Annotated in this window: 19 protein-coding genes; 2 read left to right on the plus strand and 17 right to left on the minus strand. The window is 34.0% G+C overall.

Features of this window, described 5'->3' with window-relative positions; translation table 11 throughout:
• Positions 1-150: 150 nt before the first annotated feature.
• The 4 genes from ACVC43_RS04335 to ACVC43_RS04350 all read right to left on the minus strand — a co-directional run bounded on the left by ACVC43_RS04335 (position 151) and on the right by ACVC43_RS04350 (position 2,621).
• Positions 151-951, minus strand: coding sequence for an anti-sigma factor (locus tag ACVC43_RS04335; RefSeq protein WP_452223346.1), 801 nt, complete (start codon positions 949-951; stop codon positions 151-153).
• A 2-nt stretch (positions 952-953) separates the two neighbouring features.
• Entirely contained in the window at positions 954-1,481 is a 528-nt protein-coding gene (locus ACVC43_RS04340) for an RNA polymerase sigma factor (protein WP_452223347.1), read from the minus strand.
• 22 nt (positions 1,482-1,503) lie between these two features.
• Entirely contained in the window at positions 1,504-2,064 is a 561-nt protein-coding gene (locus ACVC43_RS04345; RefSeq protein WP_452223348.1) for a superoxide dismutase family protein, read from the minus strand.
• Between the two features lie 71 nt (positions 2,065-2,135).
• Positions 2,136-2,621, minus strand: coding sequence for a YdeI/OmpD-associated family protein (locus tag ACVC43_RS04350; protein WP_452223349.1), 486 nt, complete (start codon positions 2,619-2,621; stop codon positions 2,136-2,138).
• Positions 2,622-2,716: 95 nt separating this feature from the next.
• Between ACVC43_RS04350 and ACVC43_RS04355 the strand changes: the two genes are divergently transcribed.
• Positions 2,717-3,841, plus strand: coding sequence for a vWA domain-containing protein (locus tag ACVC43_RS04355; RefSeq protein ID WP_452223350.1), 1,125 nt, complete (start codon positions 2,717-2,719; stop codon positions 3,839-3,841).
• An 87-nt stretch (positions 3,842-3,928) separates the two neighbouring features.
• On the plus strand, positions 3,929-5,395 hold the full coding sequence (locus ACVC43_RS04360; RefSeq protein WP_452223351.1) for a magnesium chelatase: 1,467 nt from the start codon (positions 3,929-3,931) through the stop codon (positions 5,393-5,395).
• Positions 5,396-5,458: 63 nt separating this feature from the next.
• Here ACVC43_RS04360 and ACVC43_RS04365 read toward each other — a convergent pair whose 3' ends face one another.
• The 13 genes from ACVC43_RS04365 to purL form a co-directional block, all read right to left on the minus strand.
• Complete coding sequence (locus ACVC43_RS04365; RefSeq protein ID WP_452223352.1) at positions 5,459-6,670, minus strand: bifunctional alpha/beta hydrolase/OsmC family protein; 1,212 nt, start codon at positions 6,668-6,670, stop codon at positions 5,459-5,461.
• A gap of 57 nt (positions 6,671-6,727) precedes the next feature.
• Positions 6,728-7,300: a YdeI/OmpD-associated family protein gene (locus tag ACVC43_RS04370; RefSeq protein ID WP_452223353.1), complete on the minus strand. Its 573-nt coding sequence runs from the start codon at positions 7,298-7,300 to the stop codon at positions 6,728-6,730.
• Positions 7,301-7,303: 3 nt separating this feature from the next.
• Positions 7,304-8,950 (minus strand): M1 family metallopeptidase, encoded by a 1,647-nt coding sequence (locus tag ACVC43_RS04375; RefSeq protein WP_452223354.1) that lies wholly within the window; start codon positions 8,948-8,950, stop codon positions 7,304-7,306.
• Positions 8,951-9,043: 93 nt separating this feature from the next.
• A complete protein-coding gene (locus ACVC43_RS04380; protein WP_452223355.1) occupies positions 9,044-9,574 on the minus strand; it encodes a DUF421 domain-containing protein in 531 nt (176 codons plus the stop codon).
• Between the two features lie 2 nt (positions 9,575-9,576).
• Positions 9,577-10,521: a mechanosensitive ion channel family protein gene (locus ACVC43_RS04385; RefSeq protein ID WP_452223356.1), complete on the minus strand. Its 945-nt coding sequence runs from the start codon at positions 10,519-10,521 to the stop codon at positions 9,577-9,579.
• A gap of 32 nt (positions 10,522-10,553) precedes the next feature.
• Positions 10,554-10,814: a hypothetical protein gene (locus ACVC43_RS04390; protein ID WP_452223357.1), complete on the minus strand. Its 261-nt coding sequence runs from the start codon at positions 10,812-10,814 to the stop codon at positions 10,554-10,556.
• A gap of 190 nt (positions 10,815-11,004) precedes the next feature.
• The gene (locus ACVC43_RS04395; RefSeq protein ID WP_452223358.1) at positions 11,005-12,816 is read right to left on the minus strand and encodes an acyl-CoA dehydrogenase family protein; all 1,812 of its coding nucleotides are present in this window, start codon (positions 12,814-12,816) and stop codon (positions 11,005-11,007) included.
• Between the two features lie 28 nt (positions 12,817-12,844).
• The gene (locus tag ACVC43_RS04400; protein WP_452223359.1) at positions 12,845-14,035 is read right to left on the minus strand and encodes an acetyl-CoA C-acyltransferase; all 1,191 of its coding nucleotides are present in this window, start codon (positions 14,033-14,035) and stop codon (positions 12,845-12,847) included.
• Positions 14,036-14,115: 80 nt separating this feature from the next.
• Positions 14,116-16,524, minus strand: a complete 2,409-nt coding sequence (locus ACVC43_RS04405) for a 3-hydroxyacyl-CoA dehydrogenase NAD-binding domain-containing protein (RefSeq protein ID WP_452223360.1) — start codon at positions 16,522-16,524, stop codon at positions 14,116-14,118.
• A gap of 5 nt (positions 16,525-16,529) precedes the next feature.
• Positions 16,530-16,979: a MarR family winged helix-turn-helix transcriptional regulator gene (locus ACVC43_RS04410; RefSeq protein ID WP_452223361.1), complete on the minus strand. Its 450-nt coding sequence runs from the start codon at positions 16,977-16,979 to the stop codon at positions 16,530-16,532.
• Positions 16,980-17,100: 121 nt separating this feature from the next.
• Positions 17,101-18,873 (minus strand): AMP-dependent synthetase/ligase, encoded by a 1,773-nt coding sequence (locus tag ACVC43_RS04415; RefSeq protein ID WP_452223362.1) that lies wholly within the window; start codon positions 18,871-18,873, stop codon positions 17,101-17,103.
• A gap of 269 nt (positions 18,874-19,142) precedes the next feature.
• Entirely contained in the window at positions 19,143-19,943 is an 801-nt protein-coding gene (locus tag ACVC43_RS04420; protein WP_452223363.1) for a helix-turn-helix domain-containing protein, read from the minus strand.
• Between the two features lie 87 nt (positions 19,944-20,030).
• On the minus strand, positions 20,031-23,732 hold the full coding sequence (purL, locus tag ACVC43_RS04425; protein WP_452223364.1) for a phosphoribosylformylglycinamidine synthase: 3,702 nt from the start codon (positions 23,730-23,732) through the stop codon (positions 20,031-20,033).
• Positions 23,733-23,833: the final 101 nt, after the last annotated feature.

The raw sequence follows: 23,833 nt of genomic DNA on the forward strand, positions 1-23,833 counted from the left end.
CACCAATACAAATGCACGCACAAAACAAATTGAAAAGAAAACAATACAAATCAAAAAAGCTGAACAATCATATGATTGTTCAGCTTTAATTAATAAATTTAATCCTTTAATAATCTGTATCGGTTATTTAGGACTAGACAGATCTTTATTTTAAGAAGATTCTACAACTCCTAAAGTATATAGTTGTTCAAGCGTAGGAGATACACTTCCTCCAGCAGGTTCTAATGTAATACCAAAGGCTTGAGACTCGTTAGCGTTTTCTAAACTAAAGATTTTATTATCATCAGATGTAAAGTTATCTATAGTACCTAAACTTGTTGGAGTCAGCGGATTTAAAGTAAGCGACCACACTTGGTAAACTTTGCCTTCTGGAGGTTCTGGTAAACCTTGTAAATCGAAATAAACCGTTTTATCTGTTTTATTCCAATACGCTTTAGCATAAGCTTCAGGATAAACGGCTTGTCCGGCAAGTGGCACACTAATAACGTTTTTATCTCTAAAAACATTGATTATTTTCTTAGAATCTGCTAAATCGCTATTCAAATCCTCAATTTGCGTTTCAAAGAAATCCTTTTCAGTTTGTATTTCACTTATTTTGCTTTCTAAAGTATTGTTTTGATTATACATCCATAACATACCAGCTCCTAATATAACTGCAGCTGCCCAACCTAAAGAGCCATACCATTTGTTTCTTGGTTTGCTAATAGATACAACTTTAGAATCGCTATCATTACTTAATTTGCTTAAGATTGACTTGAAAGAGATTATATTGTTTTTAGGTGCAACCGCTTTAGTTAATTTTATTACAGCTGCTTCTATGTCTAAAACCTCCTGAAGTACTTCAGGATGTTTTAACATCATGTTATAGACCTCTTTATTTTCTTTTTCGCTAAGCGAACCAGCAACGTAGAGTTCTAATATTCCAGATTCTATGTAGGTTTGTGCGTTCATAATTATAATACCATTTCTCTTAATTCTTTAATACAATTTCTATTGTGTGTTTTTATCGTACCAATAGGCATGTCTAATGTTTCAGATGCTTCTTTTTGGGTGTACCCTTTAAAATAAAGGAGCTCGATAACTTTCTTACATTTTTCTGCAAGTTTGCTTACATATTTTGAAATACCAATCGCATCTGTAGATCGGTCCAAGTTATCTTGAGTTGGTAATATATCTACGAAGTAATCGGAATTAAGGTTTTTAGAACTGTTTTTAAAACTTTTAGAACGTGTTTTATCGATGGCAGCATTGCGCGAGATGTTTAATATCCATGTAAAAAACCGTCCTTTACTTGAGTTGTAAGAATCAGACTTATGCCATGCTTTAATAAAGACATCTTGCATAACTTCTTGAGCAATATCGTGATCTCTCACTATATTATAAATGACACCATGCATACTTTCACTGTACATGTTGTATAAAGATTCAAAGGCTTTTTCATCTTTTTCCTTGAACTTAACTACTAAGGCTTCTAATTGCATATTTTATTTTTATAATAAATAATTACTTAATAATGCCTCCGCAGCTAACTCTACTTCCGGCGGCTCCACTTGGTTGAGACGTAAAATCATCTATGCCTTCATGTACTATAATTGCTTTACCTAAAATATCTTTTGTTTCGTCTCCACAACCAATGCACCATTGGTCTGTAGTAAAATACTTTACTACGTTACCTTTATCGTCTGCAGTTATGTTTCCAATATCTCCTTTGTGGTATCCAGCTGTATCACCCCATTTTCCATGCGGTTGTCCTGTTGGGTTCCAATGTCCTCCTGCCGAAGCACCATCCTCTGCAGAGCAATCTGCCGTTTCATGAATGTGTATAGCGTGCTCTCCTGGTGCTAAACCATCAATCATTGCTACCATCTTAATTTCATTATTTTCTTCCTCGGTAAATATTACAGTACCAGTAACATTACTGCCGCTTTTAGAGTTTAATTTAAGTTTTACCTTCTTAGCTGTTTCTGCTTTAGTTACAGGTTCTACTTTGTCTTTTTCCTCTTTTTTACAACTTGTTGTAAATGCAAGAAGCGATAAAATGGTGATAAATACTATTTTTTTCATTGTTAGTTTTTTTTGGTTATATAATTTATGAAAGTTAACATTATTAATAGTTTTTTGCAAGAAACTTCGTGTTATTTACTTTTTAAGAGTAATTTTAAATCCTTTACGCCACGTTTTAGATTATCTGTTATTATAATAGATTTGTCCACTTGTGTTTGTAAACTTTTATAACGCTTAATACTATAGATTATAGAGCGTTGTTTTCCAGGTGTTAAAGTTTCGAATATTTTATAAGCTTCAACATCACTTAATAATACTTCATTTAAGGCTTCCGGCATTTCAACACCATATTTAGATTGGTCTTCAAAAAGTTGTAAGGTAAAAGTATCGCCAACAGTAACGTCAAGTTCTTTTTGTTTCTCCATACTTAAATACATTCTGTATCCACCATTTTTATTTTTTTTTAAAGCAGCATGATAGGACAGTTTATTATCATTATTGGTGGCCTCAACTTTAACACGATTTTTATTCTCACTTGTAAATGGATTACCCATTGCTTCTGGAATATCTATACCGTATTTGTCCAACAATGTTATGCTAAATGGTTTTGTTTTCATTTTAAATATGTGGTTGGGTTAAAGTTAACCAACTAAATCTTAAATAGATGTTAACTCATTTATTTTAAGTTGAAATTATCGTATTTTTATAAAGAATGAAAAAAGAAAATTTAAAAAAAGGCTTTGTTTTTAAACAATACAAAGCACCTTCGCAAACACCTTTCGAAATCCTTTTCGATATCTTTAAAGAGCTTATAACACATACCTCTGGAGATTTTGATGAAGCGATAGATTGGTTACGTGAATTGGATAAGGAATATAAACTAACTACTCCAGATTACACTATCGACGATTTTATTGAAGATTTAAAAGCCAAAGGATATATTCGGGAAGAAATAAAACCTAATGGAAAAAAAGGTATTGGTATAACTGCTAAAACCGAACGCGCCATTAGGCAAGCAGCGTTAGATCAAATTTTTGGACAGATAAAACGTAGTGGAAGTGGCAACCATAAAAGCAAAGGTGTTGGTATAGGCGATGAGCATACAGGCGACTTTAGAAACTATCAATTTGGCGATGCTTTAGATAAAGTGTCTATGACCGAAAGCATTAGAAACGCACAAATAAATAATGGGATAGGCAATTTTAGCATTACGGAAGACGATTTGGTGGTAGAAGAGACCATCCATAAATCGCAAATGTCTACCGTTTTAATGATAGATATTAGCCACAGTATGATTTTATATGGCGAAGATAGAATAACTCCTGCTAAAAAGGTAGCTATGGCTTTAGCCGAATTAATAACCACACGTTACCCAAAAGACACGCTCGATATTTTAGTGTTTGGTAACGATGCCTGGCCAATAAAAATTAAAGATTTACCGTATTTAAACGTAGGGCCTTATCATACCAATACTGTTGCTGGTTTGCAGTTGGCTATGGATTTGCTTCGAAGAAAAAGAAATACGAATAAGCAAATTTTCATGATAACCGATGGCAAACCAAGTTGCTTGCGTTTACCAGATGGTACATATTATAAAGATAGTAATGGATTAAATCCATACATAACAAATAAATGCTATGCCATGGCACAGCAAGCAAGAAAATTGCACATTCCTATTACTACATTTATGATTGCCCAAGATAATTACCTGATGCAATTTGTTCAGGAATTCACCAAAGCTAATCAAGGAAAAGCCTTTTATACAGGCTTAAAAGGATTAGGTGAAATGATTTTTGAAGATTACGAAACAAACAGAAAAAAAAGGATTAAAGGATAAATAATTAGCTATTAGCCTATAGGTATTAGTCATTAGTTTCAAATGGAGTGAGCTAAAAGCCAAAAGCAAATAGCCAAAAGCTATAAAATGGAAATAAAAAACATAAAAACTTTAGGCGAATTAAAAAAAGCGGAATATAAAAGCAAATCGATAAAAGATGAGTTAAGAGATAATTTAATAGAAAAAATAAAAAATAAAGAAACCACCTTTAAAGGCATTCACGGCTATGAAAATACTGTAGTACCAGAATTAGAGCGTGCTATTTTATCACGACACAATATCAATTTTTTAGGACTGCGAGGGCAGGCAAAGACACGCTTAGCACGTTTGATGCTAAATTTATTAGACGAATATATTCCAATAGTTGAAGGTAGTGAGATTAATGACGATCCATTACAGCCCATTTCACGTTTTGCGACGGAACTAATTAATGAAAAAGGTGATAATACGCCTGTTATCTGGATGCATAGAAGTGAACGTTTTGCCGAAAAATTGGCGACGCCAGATGTAACCGTTGCAGATATTATAGGTGATGTAGATCCTATAAAAGCAGCGAATTTAAAATTGAGTTATGCCGATGATCGTGTAATTCATTACGGCATGATTCCTCGCGCCAACCGCTGTATATTTGTTATTAATGAGTTACCAGATTTACAAGCCAGAATACAGGTGGCTTTATTTAATATTTTACAAGAAGGAGATATTCAAATTCGTGGTTTTAAATTACGTTTAAACTTAGACATGCAATTTATTTTTACTGCAAACCCTGAAGACTATACCAATCGTGGAAGTATTGTAACACCTTTAAAGGATAGAATTGGCTCGCAAATTTTAACGCATTATCCAACAGATATTGAAACTGCAAAAATAATTACAGAGCAAGAAGCGAAGTTAGATGCGAGACAAAAGGAGAATATCCACGTTCCAGAACTGGCCAAGGATTTATTAGAGCAAATAGTTTTTGAAGCGAGAGAAAGTGACTTTATAGACGAAAAAAGTGGTGTTAGTGCACGATTAAGTATTACTGCTTTCGAGAATTTACTAAGTACTGCAGAATTACGCGCTTTAAAAGGCGGTGAGCGTAAAACTACGGTAAGGCTTTCAGACTTTTTAGGTATTATTCCAGCCATTACGGGTAAAGTAGAGTTGGTTTACGAAGGTGAGCAGGAAGGTGCTGCAAAAGTAGCCTATAATTTAATTGGTGAAGCTGTAAAAAGTTTATTTTCAGAGTTTTTTCCGAAGATAGAAAAACTTAAAAAGCAAGAAGACGAGAGTCCGTATGACGATATTGTATCTTGGTTTTTTAACAATCGAGATGGTTTCGAGTTATTAGACGATTTAAGAGATAAAGAATACAAAAATTTACTTGATGCTATTTCACCGTTAGATGATTTATTGGGAGAGTACCAACCCAAATTAACTAAAGAAGAGAGTTATTTTGTTAAGGAATTTGTGCTTTGGGCATTAGTGGAGTATAAGCAATTAAGTAAATATAGATTCACTGAAGGAATTCAGTTTAAGGATCCTTACGGGAGTTTTATAAGCGATATATAAATCACGTTAAGCATTAGGTAAAAATGTAAACCAGCCTCAGAAAATTAATGAGGCTGTTTTTATTTAAAGCAATTTAGTAGTGATTTTCACTTCGTTATGCAGCGTTTTATGAACAGGGCACTTATCTGCAATTTGTAAGATACGTGCTTCTTGTTTTTCGTCTAAATTCCCAGTTAATTTTATTGCTCTGTTAAAAGTATCAATTTTAGCTGAAGTATTTTCGCAATCCTCACAATCTGTTGCATGGGTTTTACCATAGTTTGTATGTACTTCTACATTTTGTAAATCCCATCCTTTTCGTTTTACATACATTTGAATAGTCATTGCTGTACAGGCCGATAATCCGGCAGAAACAAATTCGTAAGGTGAAGGCCCAAAATCATTACCTCCAAAACTTGTTGGCTCGTCTGCCATTAAATAATGATTACCTACTTTCATTTTTGTAGAAAAGCCATCATCGTTATCTAAACTAGCCACTACTTGATGCGTTGTAGCAATGGTTTCGGTTTCGGGAGCAGAAATATAGCGTTTTGCCCAATTTGAAATTACATTTCCTACATAAGTAGAATCCTCTTTCTTCGTTAGTAAGTGATCTGCGCCATCGAGAGATACAAAACTTTTTGGGTGCCTAGCTGCTATATAAATATCTTCGGCATTTTGTATACCAACAATGGTGTCTTGTGGTGAATGCATAACCAAGAGCGCCTTTTTTAAATTTTTAGCAACATCTGGTAAGGATTTTGTTTCAATATCATCTAAAAATTGTTTTTTTATAGTAAACGGTCTTCCACCAATATTTACTTTAGCTTTTCCGTTAGCTTTAATTTCGTCAACACTGCTCTCTAATAAATGTTTAACATGTTTCGGATTAGAAGGCGCACCAATAGTAGCAATGGCTTTAATAGAATCGATTTTGGCAGCCGAAAAAATGGAAGCAGCACCACCCAAAGAATGACCAATTAACAGCGTAGGCGCACTATAATTTTCTTTTAAGTAAGCCGAAGCACTAATTAAATCTTCAACATTTCCAGAAAAATTGGTGTTTTCAAATTCGCCATCGCTTTCTCCCAGTCCAGTAAAATCGAAACGCAATACACCAAAACCGTTTGAGGTTAATGCACGACTAATATTTTTTACTGCCGAAAAGTTTTTATTACACGTGAAACAATGGGCAAAAATGGCAAAATTATGTGGATGTTGATCTACAGGAAGTTCTAACCTACCTGTTAATGTTACACCTTCGTTATTTGTAAAGTTTAATTTTTGGCTATTCATAATGTACTATTTTAGTGTTAAGTCGAAAAAGAATAGAATACTTTCAGAAAAAAATAGCTACCAGTTATTACGCGATTTAATATTATTATGACATAATTTAATTATTTCTGCAATTCTTTTTTCTCTTGTGGCTTCTCTTTTTGCTTGATTTAACCAATAGAGATAACTCTTTCTATACGATGGTGCAAAATTTTTATAGTTTTCAAAAGCTTTTAAATTTGCTTTAAAAGCGACTTCGAGCGCTGGTGGTATGATGCCATTTTCTACATCGTCTAAAGCGATCCAAGAACCATTTTTTTTACCTTTTTTAATAATTTCTAATCCGCTTTCATGCATTAAATTATTGGCAATTAGCTCACTAATGTGTTTTTTATTTAAAGCACTCCAAACACTTTTTTCATTTCGTTTACAGAAATACTGTTTACGTTTCCCGTTACCTAAACTTTTTACAGTACTATCTATCCAGCCATAACATAGTGCTACTCTAACAGCTTCTTCCCAACGCATACTTTCGTTTTCGTGCGCAACTTTGTAGAAAACAAGGTAAACACCAGAATCGCTTTCATGGTTGTTATGCAACCATTCTCGCCACGCTTTTTCCGTTTTAAAATAATGTTCTTCTACTTTCAAAACTTAAAGTTGTTTACTAATTATATAAAAATCACGTTTTATATTAACAGGCATTTTACTTGATGGTGTTTTAAACGTTTGCCATTCTGTAGTTGGTGTTATCCAATGTTCTTTATCTCCAATGCTTACAATTATTGGCATTATAAAGTTGTCGACTACATTTGTCCAGCGGTATTTTAAAACTTTATTTTTATGTGTAAATTCTAAAACAGGAATTTTAGTTGTCCTAAGGTATTGATTAAAAAAACCAGTTAAGTCCAATCCAGACTCTTCTGCGATACAGTATTCTATTTGTTTTGTAGTTACTGTTTGGTGATAAAACTTACTATTTAAAGTCCGTAATAATTGCCTCCATTCATCATCATTATTTACCATTTGACGCAAGGTATGCAGCATATTAGCACCTTTGTAATACATATCTCCAGAACCCTCATTATTTACATCGTATTTTCCAATAAGTGGTTTGTTATTCTGAATATTTTTTCTTGTTCCAATTACGTAATCTGCAGCAGCTTCCTTACCGTAATAATAATCTAAAAACAGATTTTCGGAATAGGATGTAAAGCTTTCATGAATCCACATATCTGCAATGTCCTTGTTTGTAATATTATTTGCAAACCACTCATGTCCGGCTTCATGGATAATAATAAAATCGAATTTAAGTCCCCAACCCGTTCCAGATAAGTCTTGACCCAAATAACCTTTCATATATTTATTTCCATAAGTAACAGAGCTTTGGTGTTCCATCCCTAAATAAGGGACTTCAACGAGTTTAAAACTATCTTCGTAAAAAGGGTATGGACCAAACCAATGCTCTAAAGCTTTCATCATTTTTGGTGCATCTTTAAAATGATTTTTGGCTTTTTCTAAATTATCTTTTAATACGTAATAATTTAAATCTAAATCGCCTTTCTCACCTTTATATACTTCAGAAAAATTAGTATAATCGCCAATATTTATGTTCACACCATAATTATTAATAGGATTACTTACAAACCAATTATAAGTGGTTGTATTTTTGTTTTCATCTACACTTCTTAGTCTGCCGTTAGAGACATTTATTAGTCCCTTAGGAACATTCACACTAATTAGCATGCTATCGACCTCGTCGTACATATGGTCTTTGTTAGGCCACCAGACACTGGCTCCTAAACCTTGACAGGATGACGCAATAAAATGCTTACCATTTGAATCTTTTTTCCAAGAAATTCCACCATCCCAAGGCGCTCTTATGGCTTCCCGAGGTTCTCCATTATAATGGGCAACAACACTGTTTATATCACCTTTTTTTTGTACTTCTTTTAGCGTAACGAAGTGTGCGTTTCCATCATGTGCAACGTCAAGCTCCTGGTCATTTTGTGTTACTTTGGTAAGCGTTAATGGAGGTTGTAAATCTATTTGTAAAATTTGATTCGGCTGTAAGACTCTATACTGAATAGTATTTTTCCCAGAAATTGTTTTTTCGTCTGGATTAACTCTAATGTCTAAATGATAATAAGTTAAATCCCACCATTCGCGTTCTGGTGTTATGCTACCACGCAGTGTATCTTGTCTGGTAAAATTATTTTTTTCTTCTAATAATCCTTGAGAAAATAGTGATGAGGTTATAAAAAGAGTAAGTATTAAAGAAAGAAACTTATTAATTGTCATAAAAAAAATTTATCTAAAAATAGTGAAAAAATAAAAAGCTATCTCTTGACAAGACAGCTTTTTAATATTTAATTAACCTATAGTATCCATTATTTACGGTTGCCTTCTAACTCCTAAAAGCAATGCGTCATCAAAGATGTCATTCTCTGTATCTGAAGATTTATGAAGCACAGATATAGCGCCTGTAGATTCTAACACTACAGCATAAACTTGATTATAGTTCAACACATTTGCTTCTCGTAGTTTTGCTATCAGTTGTTTTTTTTCAATTCTTGCATATTTTAAATTGCTTTCTAAAATTTGGCTACCATCCATGAGTAGGAGAGGCGCATTAGAAATTAATTTACTTAGTACCGAATATTTTCTTTGTAATGTTGAAAAAATAAAAGTGAGTATTAATAAACCAGCAATTGCAACTAAACCTTGAACAATCGAGGTAGACGATGTTAATATTGAAGAAATAATACTACCAATAGCAACAGTGAATGCGAAATCGTATGCCGTAAACTTGGCGAAAGATCTTAAGCCTATAATTCTGGTAAGTACTATAATTATTATAAAAATTAAAAAACACCCAGCTAAGGTTTGTAAAATAGGATCGCTTGCACTGTATAACCACTTCATATTTATTGCTCCTTTTCTTTAGTATTAGTGTCTTTTCCTTTTACCATTTCTTTAGCTTCAACTAAATTTCTGGCATTTTGCAATTCAGTAGAAGTTGGGAATGGTAAATCGATACCAGCATCGTCCATAGCATTTTGAGTGTTCAATATCACATTAGAATATACTTTTACAACATTAGATCTTGTGCTATCTGTCCACCAACGTACACGAACCGTTAGCCAACTATCTGCTTGATCCCAAGGCAAAACATCAATTGGTTTGTCGCTGCTAACACCTTCGGTTTCTTTTATGGTTTTTCTTAAAATTTCGAAAGCTTTTTCTCTGGGTTGATCGTATCCTAAACCAATGTCGTATTGCGAACGAATTAACTCGTTAGCAGTAATGACTTTTACCGAATTTGTATAAATTTCACTGTTTGGAACCACTATACGTTGACCATCATATTGTCTAATAATGGTTGCGCGCGTTTCAATACGCTCCACAGTGCCTTCAAAATCGTTAACTTGAATTTGGTCACCAATTTCAAAAGGCTGTCTCATTAAAATTAAAATTCCTGCTAACCAGTTTTGAAGAATATCTTTAAATGCAAAACCTATAGCAACAGAACTTACACCTAAACCAGCGATTAAATCGGCAGGACTTAAATTAGGTGAAATTATGGTTAAACTTAGCATCAATCCTACGATGGTTAGTGTCCACCGAAGAAATCCTCCTAATATTTCTCCAAAATTATTACGCCCTCTTTTTACTAATAACTTTTTAACACCTCTTCCAATCCATTTCGAAATATAAATCATAGCTATAAAAACTAGGATTCCAACGAGAATATTAGGCAAGTTTCTTACTAGTCCATCCAGCCACGTATCTAATTTTTCAATTATACTGGTGGTATTTATGTCTATTTCTCCCTTTTGGTCTTTAGGTGTTTCTTGTAATAGTGATAACATAGTGTTTAAATAATTTTTAAATATGGAAATAATTATTTCTTGCTCAATTCTATAGAATCCATAATTTCATTAATACGCTTTCTAATCGCTTTACGATCTTCAGGATTATCAACTTCTTCTAAAGCTTGTTTAAAATTCTGTATAGCATCTTCTATGTCATTAAATCCACTCTCTACATAATCTGCGGCATCTTCAATGTCATCAGATCTATCTTCCAAATCATCTGATTTTTGTTCCATTTTCTCTTCAACATTCTCTCCAACACTATCTTTACAGGATGTGTAAACGGTCATTGAAATGAAGATTAGTGCTAATAATAAAGTTTTAGTTTTCATGGTTTTAAATTTTAGTTTTTTTCTAATGTAGATAGAATTTAACAGAAGTAAAAAAAACAACGTTATAAAACTAAAGTTAAACAGATTAGGGTTAAAAAAAAGCCGTTTCACTTCTGAAACGGCTTTAACTCTACTTAAAAAAAACTAGCTAAAAGCAGTACTTATTTTCTGCTTTAACTTTTTCAGCTATCTCGTTGCGCAAGTCAACGATATCTGGATAATTTGTATATTTTGTAAAACGTTTTAGTCCCATAAGCATCATACGTTGCTCATCGCCTTCAGCAAAAGAAATAATACTTTCTTTTCCTTTACCTTCAACAATACTTACAGCATTGTATAAGTATAATTTAGACATTGCAATTTGCACAGCTTGTTCTTTTTCGCTGGTGCGCTTTGCATTTTTCTCTGTTCTTAAAATTGTAGATTCTGCCATGTAGATTTCAATTAAAATATCTGCAGCAGCGATTAATAATTGTTGGTGTTTTTCTAAATCTGGTCCAAATTTTTGAACAGCAGCACCAGCCACCATTAAAAATACTTTTTTAAGTTTTGCAATCATCGCTTTCTCTTCAGAAAACAACTCAGAAAAATCTGGTGTATCGAATGACGGGATTCCCATTAACTCTTGTTGTACGGCTTGTGCAGGATTTAATAAATCTACATGACCTTTCATTGCTTTTTTAACCAACATACCAACAGAAAGCATTCTGTTAATTTCGTTAGTTCCTTCGTAAATACGTGCAATACGCGCATCTCTCCAGGCAGCTTCCATAGGCGTTTCTTCACTAAAGCCCATACCTCCAAAAATTTGAATACCTTCATCTGCACAATTTTGTACATCTTCCGATACTGCAACTTTTAAAATAGAACATTCTATAGCGTATTCCTCTACACCTTTAAGTTCTGCTTCTTGGTGTGTGTTCCCAGCAGCTTCGCGCATGGCTATTCGATCTTCAATGTTTTTTGCAGCTCTATAAGTTGCAGATTCTCCAGCATAAGCATCGGTAGCCATTTTGGCTAATTTTACTTTAATTGCTCCAAAATCTGAGATAGGTGTTTTAAACTGTTTTCTTTCGTTAGCATATTGCACTCCAGTGGTTAAAATTCTTCTTTGAGAATCTAAACAGGCTGCGGCCAACTTAATACGACCAACATTTAAAGCATTCATGGCGATTTTAAATCCTTCACCACGACCAGCCAGCATATTTTCTACAGGAACAACAGTGTCATTAAAAAACACCTGACGTGTTGAACTTGCTCGAATTCCTAATTTATGTTCTTCTTCTCCTAGTGTTACTCCATTTGGATTTTCTGGATCATACTCAACAATAAAGCCAGTGATATTTTTATCGTCTTCAATACGGGCAAAAACAATCATCAAACTGCAAAAGCCAGCATTTGAGATCCACATTTTTTGTCCGTTAATTTTGTAAGATTTACCATCTGCAGTTAATTCTGCAGTTGTTTTTCCTGAATTAGCATCAGATCCAGCACCAGGTTCGGTTAAACAATAAGCACCAAACCATTCGCCAGTAGCTAATTTAGGTACGTATTTTTGTTTTTGAGCTTCTGTACCATACAATGTAATTGGCATTGTACCAATACCTGTATGTGCACCAAATGCTGTACTAAAAGATCCTGTTCCAGATGAAATATAATCACATGTTAAACAAGTTGAAACAAAGCCCATTCCTAATCCACCGTAGGCTTCTGGAACAGCGACACCTAAAAACCCTAATTCTCCTGCTTTACGCATAACCTCTTCGGTTAATGCATAATCTTTAGCTTCGAACCTTGGTTTGTGAGCAATAATTTCACGTTCGTTAAATTCCATTACTGCCTCTTTCATCATACGTTGCTCTTCTGAGAAATCTTCAGGAGTAAATACGTCTTCGCATTTTGTTTCTTTAACTAAGAATTGTCCTCCTCTTAGTATGTCTTTTTCTTGGGTTGTTTCCATAACTATATAATCTAAAATGTTCTTTTTTCTAATTTAAAAATTCAAATATTCCACAGGCACCTTGGCCAGTACCTACACACATTGTAACAGCACCATATTTGCCTTTCATGTTGCGTTTTCTCATCTCATCAAATAGTTGAACAGATAATTTAGCTCCCGTACACCCTAATGGATGCCCTAAAGCAATAGCTCCACCATTTACATTTATAATTTCCTGATTAAGATCTAATTCTCTAATTACTGCTATCGATTGTGATGCGAAAGCTTCGTTTAATTCTATTAATTCTAAATCTTTTTGCTCTAAACCTGCTTGTTTTAATGCTTTTGGTATGGCTTTAACAGGACCAATTCCCATAATGCGAGGTTCAACACCAGCAGCAGCGTAGTTTACTAATCGTGCGATAGGTTCAAGATTTAATTCTTTTACCATGTCTTCACTCATTATCATAACAAAAGCGGCACCATCACTCATTTGCGATGAGTTACCTGCTGTAACGCTACCATTGGCTGCGAATACTGGTCGTAATTTTGCCAATGCCTCGAGATTTGTTCCTGCACGAGGTCCTTCGTCTTTGGTTACTGTATATTTCTTAGTGGCTTTTTTTCCGTTGCTATCAATATAAGTTTGTTCAACTTCAATGGGTACAATTTGATCTTGAAAACGATCTTCAGCCAAAGCTTTTAAAGCTTTCATATGAGAATTATAAGCAAACTCATCCTGATCTTTTCTAGAAACGTTAAATTGGTTCGCTACGGCTTCTGCGGTATTTCCCATTCCCCAATAATAGTCTTCATGACCAGCTTTTACGGTATCGTAATTTAGTTCTGGTTTGAACCCTGTCATTGGTACTGCGCTCATGCTCTCTGCACCACCTGCAATAATACAATCTGCCATTCCTGCTTGAATTTTAGCAGTCGCAACACCAATTGTTTCAATTCCTGAAGCACAAAAACGATTAACGGTTACACCTGGAACGTCCACACTATCTAAACCAATTAGTGAAATAAATCGTGCCATATTTAGACCTTGTGCGCCTTCTGGCATTGCGTTACCAACAATAACATCGTCAATACGCTTTTTGTCTAAATTAGGCAGTTCCTTCATCATGTGCTGAATGGTTTCTGCCGCTAATTCATCTGTTCTTTTAAAACGGAACACGCCTTTTGGTGCTTTACCAACTGCTGTTCTATATGCTTTTACTATATATGCTGTTTTCATTTTTTTTCTTTAAGATTAATAGAAACAAGAGTCAAGAATCAAGACTTATATCCTGAATCTTTATGTCTTGGTTCTTGGTTCTAATTTCTAAGCGGTTTTCCTTTAGTTAACATATGCTGTATTCTCTCTAATGTTTTGCGTTCTGTACAAAGTGAAAGAAAAGCTTCTCGTTCTAAGTCTAACAAATATTGTTCGCTAACTTTAGTTGGTTCTGATAAATCTCCTCCAGCCATAACATAAGCTAATTTATTGGCGATTTTCATGTCATGCTCACTAATATAATTAGAGTCTTGCATAGAATCTGTTCCTACTAAAAACATACCTAATGCTTGTTTACCAAGTACTAATACATCGTTTCTAAGAACAGGTTGCGTATAACCAGCGTCTGCCATTAATTTCGCATGTGCTTTTGCTGTTGCTATCTGGCGATCTTTATTTACAACGACTATGTCTTTTCCTTTTTGTAATAGACCTAAATCGAATGCTTCGTATGCCGAAGTTGATACTTTTGCCATTCCTATTGTTAAGAAATATTCTTGTAAAGTGTTTAACTGCACATCACCTTTCTTAAACGTATCTGATGCTCTTAGGGCCATTTCTTTAGAACCTCCACCACCTGGAATAACTCCTACACCAAACTCTACCAGTCCCATATAAGTTTCTGCTGCGGCTACTACTTTATCTGCGTGTAGTGATAATTCACAACCACCACCTAAAGCCATACCGTGAGGTGCAGAAATTGTTGGTATTGCAGAGTAACGCATACGCATCATTGTGTCTTGAAAATATTTAATTGCTGCATTAAGTTCATCGTATTCTTGTTCTGCAGCCATCATAAAAATCATCCCGATATTTGCACCAACAGAGAAGTTTGGTCCTTGATTACCAACAATTAATCCTGCAAAATCTTTTTCAGCCATATCAATTGCCTTATTTAATCCTGCTAAAACATCTCCACCTATAGTATTCATTTTAGATTGGAATTCTACATTAAGAATACCATCTCCTAAATCTTGAACAGAAACACCAGAATTGCTAAACACTTCGGTCGTTTTTCTAATGTTATCTAAAATGATAAACGCATCCTGTCCAGGGATTTTTTGTTGTTCTTTCTTAGGAATATCATAAAAATATGTAGCACCATCTTTGATAGAGTAGAAGCTATCGCTTCCAGAGGCAATCATGTCTTGAACCCAGTCTGCAGGTTTTAAACCTTCGGCTTGCATCATTTCTATTCCTTTTTCCACACCAATCGCATCCCAGATTTGGAAAGGACCATGTTCCCAGCCAAAACCAGCTTTCATAGCATCGTCAATTTTGTATAGCTCGTCTGTGATTTCAGGAATACGATTTGAAACGTATGCAAATAATGCTGAAAAACTTTTTCTGTAAAATTCTCCGGCTTTATCTTTTCCTTTTACTAATACTTTAAATCGGTCTGCTACTTTATCGATTGTTTTTGTTAATTCTAAAGTGGCAAATTTTGCTTTTTTGGCCGATCGGTATTCTAATGTATTTAGGTCTAGTGTTAAAATTTCTGATGAACCATCATCTTTTCTAACTTTTTTGTAGAAACCTTGACCTGTTTTGCTTCCTAACCATTTGTTTTCCATCATGGTATTGATGAAATCTGGTAATTTAAATAATTCTAATCTTTCATCTTTAGGACAGTTTTCTCTAATACCGTTAGCTACGTGAACTAATGTATCTAATCCAACAACGTCTACTGTTCTAAAGGTAGCAGATTTTGGACGACCAATTACTGGTCCTGATAACTTATCAACTTCTTCTACTGTTAAGTCTAAATCTTTTACAGCATGAAATAAACTTTGAATACTGAAAATTCCTATTCGGTTTCCAATAAAAGCCGGTGTGTCTTTCGCCACTACAGAGGTTTTGCCTAAGAATTTTTCTCCATAATTATTTAAAAATTCTAAAACTGATGCATCGGTTTTAGGTCCAGGAATGATTTCGAATAATTTTAAATAGCGTGCAGGATTGAAAAAGTGCGTACCACAAAAGTGTTTTTGGAAATCTTCACTTCGTCCTTCACTCATAAATTTAATTGGAATACCAGAAGTGTTAGAAGTAATTAAAGTACCTGGAGTTCTATATTTTTCAAGTTTTTCGAATACTTGTTGTTTAATATCAAGTCTTTCTACTACAACTTCCATAATCCAATCTACGTGAGCGACTTTTTTAATATCGTCTTCTAAATTTCCTGTAGTAATTCTATTGGCGAATGATGGATGATAAATTGGAGAAGGTTTCGATTTTAAAGATGCTGTTAAGGCATCGTTTACTAAGCGATTTCTTACTGCCTTATCTTCTAATGTAAGTCCCTTAGCTTTTTCCTTGTCATTGAGTTCTCTTGGCACGATATCTAATAATAAGACATCGACACCAATATTTGCAAAATGGCATGTAATACCAGATCCCATTATTCCGGAACCTATAATTGCTACTTTTTTAATTCTACGTGTGCTCATATTATTTAAACAGATTGTTTTTGGTTGTATATTTTTTTGTTTGAAATCAATTCGTTAATAGTTTCAGTTACTTCCTGAAAGTGTTTTAATTTTTCTTCAGATACATGCTCTTTAACTTTGTTATTAAAAGTGAGCACGCGTTCGCGAGAATATTCTCTTTTTTCTCTGCCAAATTCGGTTAAGTAAATGAGTACGCCACGTCCATCGTCTGGGTTTGGCTTACGCTCAATTAAACCTAGTTCGTCCATTTTCTTTAAAATGCGAGAAAGGCTTGTTGCCTCCATGCCCATAATGGGACCGAGAGAAGTTGATGGTGTACCATTTTCTGGATCGATGCTTAATAATGTAAAACCAGTAGCCATAGTTGTATCGAACTTTGCGGCTTCTTCATTATACATTTTATTAACTGCTAACCAAGTGGTACGTAGTAGATAATCTATGGTTTTTTCTTTCATTAAATTTAAAATCATTTAGAAATGATATTCAAAGATAGTGAAAAAATACTATGCATGCATAATAAATTATTGAAAGTTTTTGTTTGAAACGAAAAAAACTACAGATTAAGATGTTTTATCTTTAAGCTCTATAAATTTTATTGTAAAGATCTTGATAAATTTCTTTAATTATTTTACGTTTCATTTTCATAGTAGGTGTTAAGTGACCACCTTCAATAGACCACACGTCTGGAGTTAGTTCAAAACGTTTTATTTGTTCCCATTTGCCAAAATGTTTATTGTATTTAGCTACTTCTTCCTGAATACGATTTATAACAATTTCCGAATTGGCTATTTCTGAATTAGATTTTCCAACCTTATGCTTTTTAAGGTCAATCCAATCGCGAATAAAATCGAAATTAGGCTGAATTATGGCTGCGGGCATCTTTTCACTTTCACCAACAACCATAATTTGTTCTATAAAAAGGGATTGCTTCATATCGTTTTCCAAAAGAGGTGGAATAACATATTTTCCACCAGACGTTTTGAACATTTCTTTTTTACGACCTGTAATTTTTAAGAAACCGTCTGCATCAATTTCTCCTTTATCACCAGTATGGAAATAATCTTTAGTCATCACCTCTGCAGTTTTTTCCGGATCTTTATAATAACCAAGCATTACGTTAGGTCCTTTAATTAAAATTTCTCCATCTTCTGCAATTTTAACTTCGACATTCCTTATAGGTTTACCAACCGCACCCACTCTAAAACCATGATCTTTATAAACTCCAACAGCTACAACCGGAGAGGTTTCTGTAAGACCGTAACCCTCCATAACCTGCATACCTGCAGCGCAAAAAATACGTGTTAATCGAGGTTGTAAAGCAGCACTACCTGAAACCATTGTGCTTAATTCACCACCAAGAGCTTCTCGCCATTTACTAAAAATGAGTTTATTGGCAATGCTAAGTTTAAATTCGTACCACCAGCCGTTTTTTCCATAAGGCTCCCATTTTTCGGCCAATCTAACTGCCCAATAAAAAAGATTTTTTTTAATGCCAGATAATTCTTCTCCCTTAAGCATTATTTTATCAAAAACTTTTTCTAAGAGTCTTGGTACAACACTCATTAAATTAGGTTTTACTTCTTTTGAGTTATCTGCAATTTTATCAATAGCTTCGGCAAAATAAATAGAGGTGCCAGCGTATTGATATACATAAATAAGTACACGTTCGAAAATATGGCAAATAGGTAAAAAGCTTAAGACTTTGTTTTCACCATTTTTTAAAGGTACTCTTGGCGAACTATCCAAGGCGTTACTAGTGATATTCCAATGAGAGAGCATAACACCTTTTGGTTTACCCGTTGTACCAGATGTATAAATTATTGTTGCTAAATCGTTAGGTTTAACTGCATCTTTTCTTGCTTCAACTTCAAGTTGATTACTATCGTCTTTACCTAGTTCAAATAGCTCTGAGTAATGTTTGCAACCCTCTATGTGGTTAAAAGAATATACTTCTTTAACATTGGTATTTGCTTGTACTTTTTTTACTTTTTCTAAAACTTCAGCATCAGAAACAAAACAATATATAGATTCGCTATGGTTTAATACGTATTCGTAATCTTCTGCAGAGATGGTTGGATATATAGGAATATTTTGTGCTCCTAATTGTAGAATACCAATATCCATAATATTCCATTCGGTTCTATTGGTAGTTGAGATAACTGCAATTTTATCGTCTTTTTCGATGCCCAATCGTAATAAAGCTCTACTTATTGTATTAGCTTTATCTACATATTCTTGAGTTGATATAGCTTCCCACTTACCATTATATTTTGTTATTAAAGCTTTATCATTTGGTTTGTGCTTTAGTTGATAATGCGGAAAATCGAAAAGGCGAGTTATTTCAGTCATGGATTATATTGGAAGTTATTAGTTCTGCAAAGTATGAATTTTTAGTAGCATTTCAAATATGTTGCAAAAAAAAGGAGCTGTTGAAAAACAGCTCCTCTGCTAATTGATTGATAGCAAGAAATTATACCTTAATTTAAATTTTATTTAATAACTAACTATTTTTAAATGAATCCCTTAACTTTCATTTAATTAAATAAAGAATCGGTATAAATTCTGTGTAAATATAAACAGTTTATGTTAAATAAAGGTGTAAAAAATCGTAATATCTACTATTTTAAGTATTTTTTTATCAATTCACTTTCATTTTTAAAATATGATTTTGGCGATTCGTTCATAAAATATTTAAATTCTTTAATAAAATGAGAGGCGTCGTGAAAATTGTACATTTCTACTAAATCTTTCAATTTTAAGTCGCTGGCATTGTATTTTTTCATTATTAAGCTAAAGCGGTACAGTCTTGCATATTTTTTTGGAGTTAAACCAACAATTTTATTGAATTGTAGCTCTAACGTTTTTTGGGATACAGGTATATGTTCTAAAAGATCATTAATTGAAATTTTTCCTTTTCTACGGTTTATTATAGCTATGGCATTGTCCACATTTTCAGTATCTTTATCAATAGTTAATGGAAGCTTTTTAATAAGTGTTTCTATATTTTTAAGCGCTTTTCCTCCACTATTATTTTCTAAAAAAAAGGTGTTGAATGTCTCGAAAAGAGATTTCGATATGTTTTGTAATGGCACATGTTTATTGTTTAATTTAGATACATTCTGTTGGGTTAATTTGTAGAATGTTGTAGGCCTAAGCAATAAACCGCAGCATTTAGTTTCTTCGTCTACATTTAATAAATAGGACTTAGTGGATTGTCCAGATATAATAAGTTTCTCACTAGTGTAAATTTTATCGTCCACTAACATCTTATTCATCCCTTTAGAGGTGTGGGTGAGAGTATGCAATCCAGTAGGAATAATTAAACTCTTATAAGGTACTACTGTTTCAGAAAAATAAAGTTCAAAAAATGCTTCAACCAAGCTATTAGGATCGTTGCTTGTAATAGCATTATATGTCATAATAAAGGAATGTTATTCAATTAAATAGCACCACAAAAATATGAATTTTCTTACTATAACAAACTAACTATCCACTATTTTTAACTTTTAGATTTTTTCAATCCAAAGTCTTGCATTTACAAAAGCCTCTAGCCATGGTGAAACTTCATCTTGTCTGTTTTCTGGATAATTTGCCCAGTTCCATTGAAACGTTGAACGCTCTATGTGTGGCATTGTTACCAAGTGCCTTCCGGTTTTATCGCAAAGCATTGCTGTGTTAAAGTCTGAGCCATTTGGATTATTTGGGTAACCTTCATAGCCATATTTTGCAACAATATTATATTGGTCTTCTGTATTTGGTAAACTAAATTTTCCTTCACCATGAGAAATCCAAACACCTAATTCTGTACCTTCAAGCGACGATAACATTACCGAATTATTTTTTTGAATGGCTACAGAAGTAAATGAACTTTCATGTTTTTTAGAATCGTTATGAAGCATTTTTCCATGTACATTGTGTTCTTGATTGATTAAATCCAACTCCATAAATAATTGGCAACCATTACAAATTCCAACAGAAAGAGTGTCTTCACGGTTAAAGAAATCGTTAATAACTTTGTTTGCTTTTTCATTGTATTTAATTGCTCCAGCCCAACCTTTTGCGGAGCCTAAAACGTCACTATTGGAAAAACCACCAACAGCACCTAAAAACTGAATGTCTTTTAAATCCTCACGACCAGAAATTAAATCGGTCATGTGTACATCCTTAACATCAAAACCAGCTAAATGCATAGCATTTGCCATTTCTCGTTCAGAATTACTTCCTTTTTCACGTAATATTGCTGCTTTTGGCTTCTCGATACGATTCGCTTTTGGCGAATCACTCGAAGTGACAGTATTCAGTTTTAATACGTCTTCTAATTTTCCAGTAAAATGCTTGGGGAATTTATATTTTAATGGCTGAATAGCGTAGTTTTTGTAGCGTGCTTCAGCTAAATTATTTGCGGTTTGTTTCTGGTCTAAAAGGAATGACGTTTTATACCATACATCACGCAAACGAGAGACTGTCATAGTAAATACTTCAGCATTATTAATAACACTTAAAACATCGGTATTTGTAACTTTACCTATGTTGAAGAACTCTATGCTTGCAGCATTCAATATTTCTTCTATTGAAGCATCTTTAGATTGAAATACAATACCTGCATTTTCACCAAATAATACTTTGCAAGAATCTTTTTGATTTAACGCTGTAATATCTAATTCTGCACCAATATTAACATTGGCAAAACACATTTCTAATAACGTCGTTATTAATCCACCAGATGCCACATCGTGTCCGGCAACAATTTGTCCGTCTTTAATTAATTGCTGTATGGTATTAAAAACTGTTTTTACAAAGGCTGTATTGTTTACATTTGGCGCATCGTTACCAATTTTATTTAATACTTGGGCAAAAGAGCTTCCGCCTAATTTAAAATCGTCTTGCGATAAATTAATGTAGTAAATATCACCAGCGTTTTGTTTAAACAAAGGCTCAACCACTTTAGAAATAGCACTACAGTTTCCAGCAGCCGAAATGATTACTGTTCCCGGAGAAATAACCTCTTCGTTAGGATACTTTTGTTTCATAGATAAAGAGTCTTTTCCAGTTGGAACATTAATCCCTAAATCTATAGCATATTCTGAAATGGCTTTTACGGCTTCATACAAACGCGCATCTTCGCCTTCATTTTTACATGGCCACATCCAGTTTGCCGATAAAGACACGCTTTTTAATCCATCTTTTAAAGGCGCCCAAATAATATTGGTTAAAGCCTCTGTAATACTGTTACGGCTACCAGCAACAGGATTTATTAATCCTGAAATAGGCGAGTGGCCAATAGATGTGGCAACACCCTCTTTTCCTTGATAATCCAGGGCCATAACGCCAACATTATTAAGCGGTATTTGTAATGGGCCAACACATTGTTGTTTGGCTACTTTCCCGCCAACGCAACGGTCTACTTTATTAGTTAACCAGTCTTTACACGCCACAGCTTCCAGTTGTAACACTTGGTCTAAATACTTGTAAAATTCATCTGGATTGTACGAAATGCCACCGTAATTTCTATCTACAGTAACATCATTCATTACGGTTTTTGGAGAGCTTCCAAACATGTCTTCTAATGCTAAATCCATTGGTTTATCACCATTAGTTTTAGATTGAAAGGTAAACCGGTTATTTCCAGTAACATCACCAACAGTATACATTGGGGAACGTTCACGTTCTGCAATTTTATGTAAAGTGTCTAAATGTTTTTCTGCTATAACCAATCCCATACGTTCTTGAGATTCATTACCAATAATTTCCTTTGCAGACAGCGTTGGGTCTCCAACAGGAAGTGCATCTAAATTTATTGTCCCACCAGTATCTTCAACTAATTCAGACAAGCAGTTTAAATGTCCACCAGCGCCATGATCGTGAATAGAAACAATAAAATTCTCCTTACTTTCCACCATACCTCGAACGGCATTTGCAGCACGTTTTTGCATTTCTGGATTAGAACGTTGTACTGCATTTAATTCAATTCCGGAAGCAAACTCGCCAGTATCTGCACTTGAAACGGCTGCTCCACCCATTCCAATACGGTAATTTTCACCGCCTAATATTACTATTTTATCGCCTTCTTTTGGTATATCTTTTATAGCCTGTTCTGCCTTGCCATAGCCTATTCCGCCAGCTTGCATAATTACTTTATCGTAACCTAATTTTCTGCCATCTTGTTCATGTTCGAAAGTAAGTACAGAACCACAAATTAGTGGTTGCCCAAATTTGTTTCCAAAGTCTGAAGCACCATTACTTGCTTTAATAAGAATATCCATTGGCGTTTGGTATAACCAATCGCGCGCTTCAAATTTTTGTTCCCATGGTCTGTTTTCTTCTAATCGCGAATACGATGTCATATAAACAGCTGTTCCTGCTAATGGTAGTGAACCTTTTCCACCTGCTAATCTATCTCTTATCTCACCACCAGAACCAGTTGCTGCGCCATTAAATGGCTCTACAGTTGTTGGGAAGTTGTGTGTTTCGGCTTTTAAAGAAATTACAGAGTCGTAATCTTCGGTTTGGTAGAAATCTGGTTTATCGGCAGTTTTTGGTGCAAATTGTTCTACTTTTGGACCTTCAATAAAGGCAACATTATCTTTATATGCCGAAACTATTGAATTTGGATTTTGCTTAGATGTCTCTTTTATTAATTTAAATAGCGATGTTGGTTTTTCTTCTCCATCTATTATAAACGTACCGTTAAATATTTTATGTCGGCAATGCTCTGAATTAACTTGGGAAAACCCAAAAACTTCAGAATCTGTTAACGGACGACCAATTTTTTTTGAAACGCCTTCTAAATATTCAATCTCTTCTTCATTTAATGCTAAACCTTCTTGATTGTTGTATGCTGAAATATCTTCAATTTCAAGAATAGGATCTGGTTTAATGGCGATAGTAAAAGACTCTTGATTTAAAGTCTTGTATTTTTCTGAAATCATAGGATCGAAATCCTGAAACTCTTGAGTACAACTTTTAAATTCTTCAATTCTCGTAATACCTTCTATACCCATATTCTGGGTAATTTCTACGGCATTGGTACTCCAAGGTGTTATCATGGCAGCTCTTGGTCCAATAAAAAAAGCATCTAACGATGCTTGCTCTATTTTTGGCTGGTTGCCAAATAACCAAATCAATTTTGAAATGGTTGCTGTTGATAATTCTTTTGTTGCTTGAACAGCAAATACTTTACTGTTTTGGTTTCCGAAGAAGTGAATCATTATAATATAGTTTGTGTGTTGTTTTTTAAAAGCACAAATTTAAGTTTTTTAGTGGAATTGTAACTTATAAAAGTCGCCTTAATTTTAGAGTTATTCACTAG

It is taken from the genome of Lacinutrix chionoecetis (genome assembly GCF_053604665.1).

Coding starts and splice junctions, on each gene's coding strand:
- purL (WP_452223364.1), bottom strand. CDS start 23,732: ATGATTCACTTCTTCGGAAACCAAAACAGTAAAGTATTTGCTGTTCAA.
- ACVC43_RS04395 (WP_452223358.1), bottom strand. CDS start 12,816: ATGGAAACAACCCAAGAAAAAGACATACTAAGAGGAGGACAATTCTTA.
- ACVC43_RS04365 (WP_452223352.1), bottom strand. CDS start 6,670: ATGAATAGCCAAAAATTAAACTTTACAAATAACGAAGGTGTAACATTA.
- ACVC43_RS04380 (WP_452223355.1), bottom strand. CDS start 9,574: ATGAAGTGGTTATACAGTGCAAGCGATCCTATTTTACAAACCTTAGCT.
- ACVC43_RS04340 (WP_452223347.1), bottom strand. CDS start 1,481: ATGCAATTAGAAGCCTTAGTAGTTAAGTTCAAGGAAAAAGATGAAAAA.
- ACVC43_RS04385 (WP_452223356.1), bottom strand. CDS start 10,521: ATGTTATCACTATTACAAGAAACACCTAAAGACCAAAAGGGAGAAATA.
- ACVC43_RS04355 (WP_452223350.1), top strand. CDS start 2,717: ATGAAAAAAGAAAATTTAAAAAAAGGCTTTGTTTTTAAACAATACAAA.
- ACVC43_RS04360 (WP_452223351.1), top strand. CDS start 3,929: ATGGAAATAAAAAACATAAAAACTTTAGGCGAATTAAAAAAAGCGGAA.
- ACVC43_RS04400 (WP_452223359.1), bottom strand. CDS start 14,035: ATGAAAACAGCATATATAGTAAAAGCATATAGAACAGCAGTTGGTAAA.
- ACVC43_RS04405 (WP_452223360.1), bottom strand. CDS start 16,524: ATGAGCACACGTAGAATTAAAAAAGTAGCAATTATAGGTTCCGGAATA.
- ACVC43_RS04345 (WP_452223348.1), bottom strand. CDS start 2,064: ATGAAAAAAATAGTATTTATCACCATTTTATCGCTTCTTGCATTTACA.
- ACVC43_RS04415 (WP_452223362.1), bottom strand. CDS start 18,873: ATGACTGAAATAACTCGCCTTTTCGATTTTCCGCATTATCAACTAAAG.
- ACVC43_RS04335 (WP_452223346.1), bottom strand. CDS start 951: ATGAACGCACAAACCTACATAGAATCTGGAATATTAGAACTCTACGTT.
- ACVC43_RS04420 (WP_452223363.1), bottom strand. CDS start 19,943: ATGACATATAATGCTATTACAAGCAACGATCCTAATAGCTTGGTTGAA.
- ACVC43_RS04390 (WP_452223357.1), bottom strand. CDS start 10,814: ATGACCGTTTACACATCCTGTAAAGATAGTGTTGGAGAGAATGTTGAA.
- ACVC43_RS04375 (WP_452223354.1), bottom strand. CDS start 8,950: ATGACAATTAATAAGTTTCTTTCTTTAATACTTACTCTTTTTATAACC.
- ACVC43_RS04350 (WP_452223349.1), bottom strand. CDS start 2,621: ATGAAAACAAAACCATTTAGCATAACATTGTTGGACAAATACGGTATA.
- ACVC43_RS04410 (WP_452223361.1), bottom strand. CDS start 16,979: ATGAAAGAAAAAACCATAGATTATCTACTACGTACCACTTGGTTAGCA.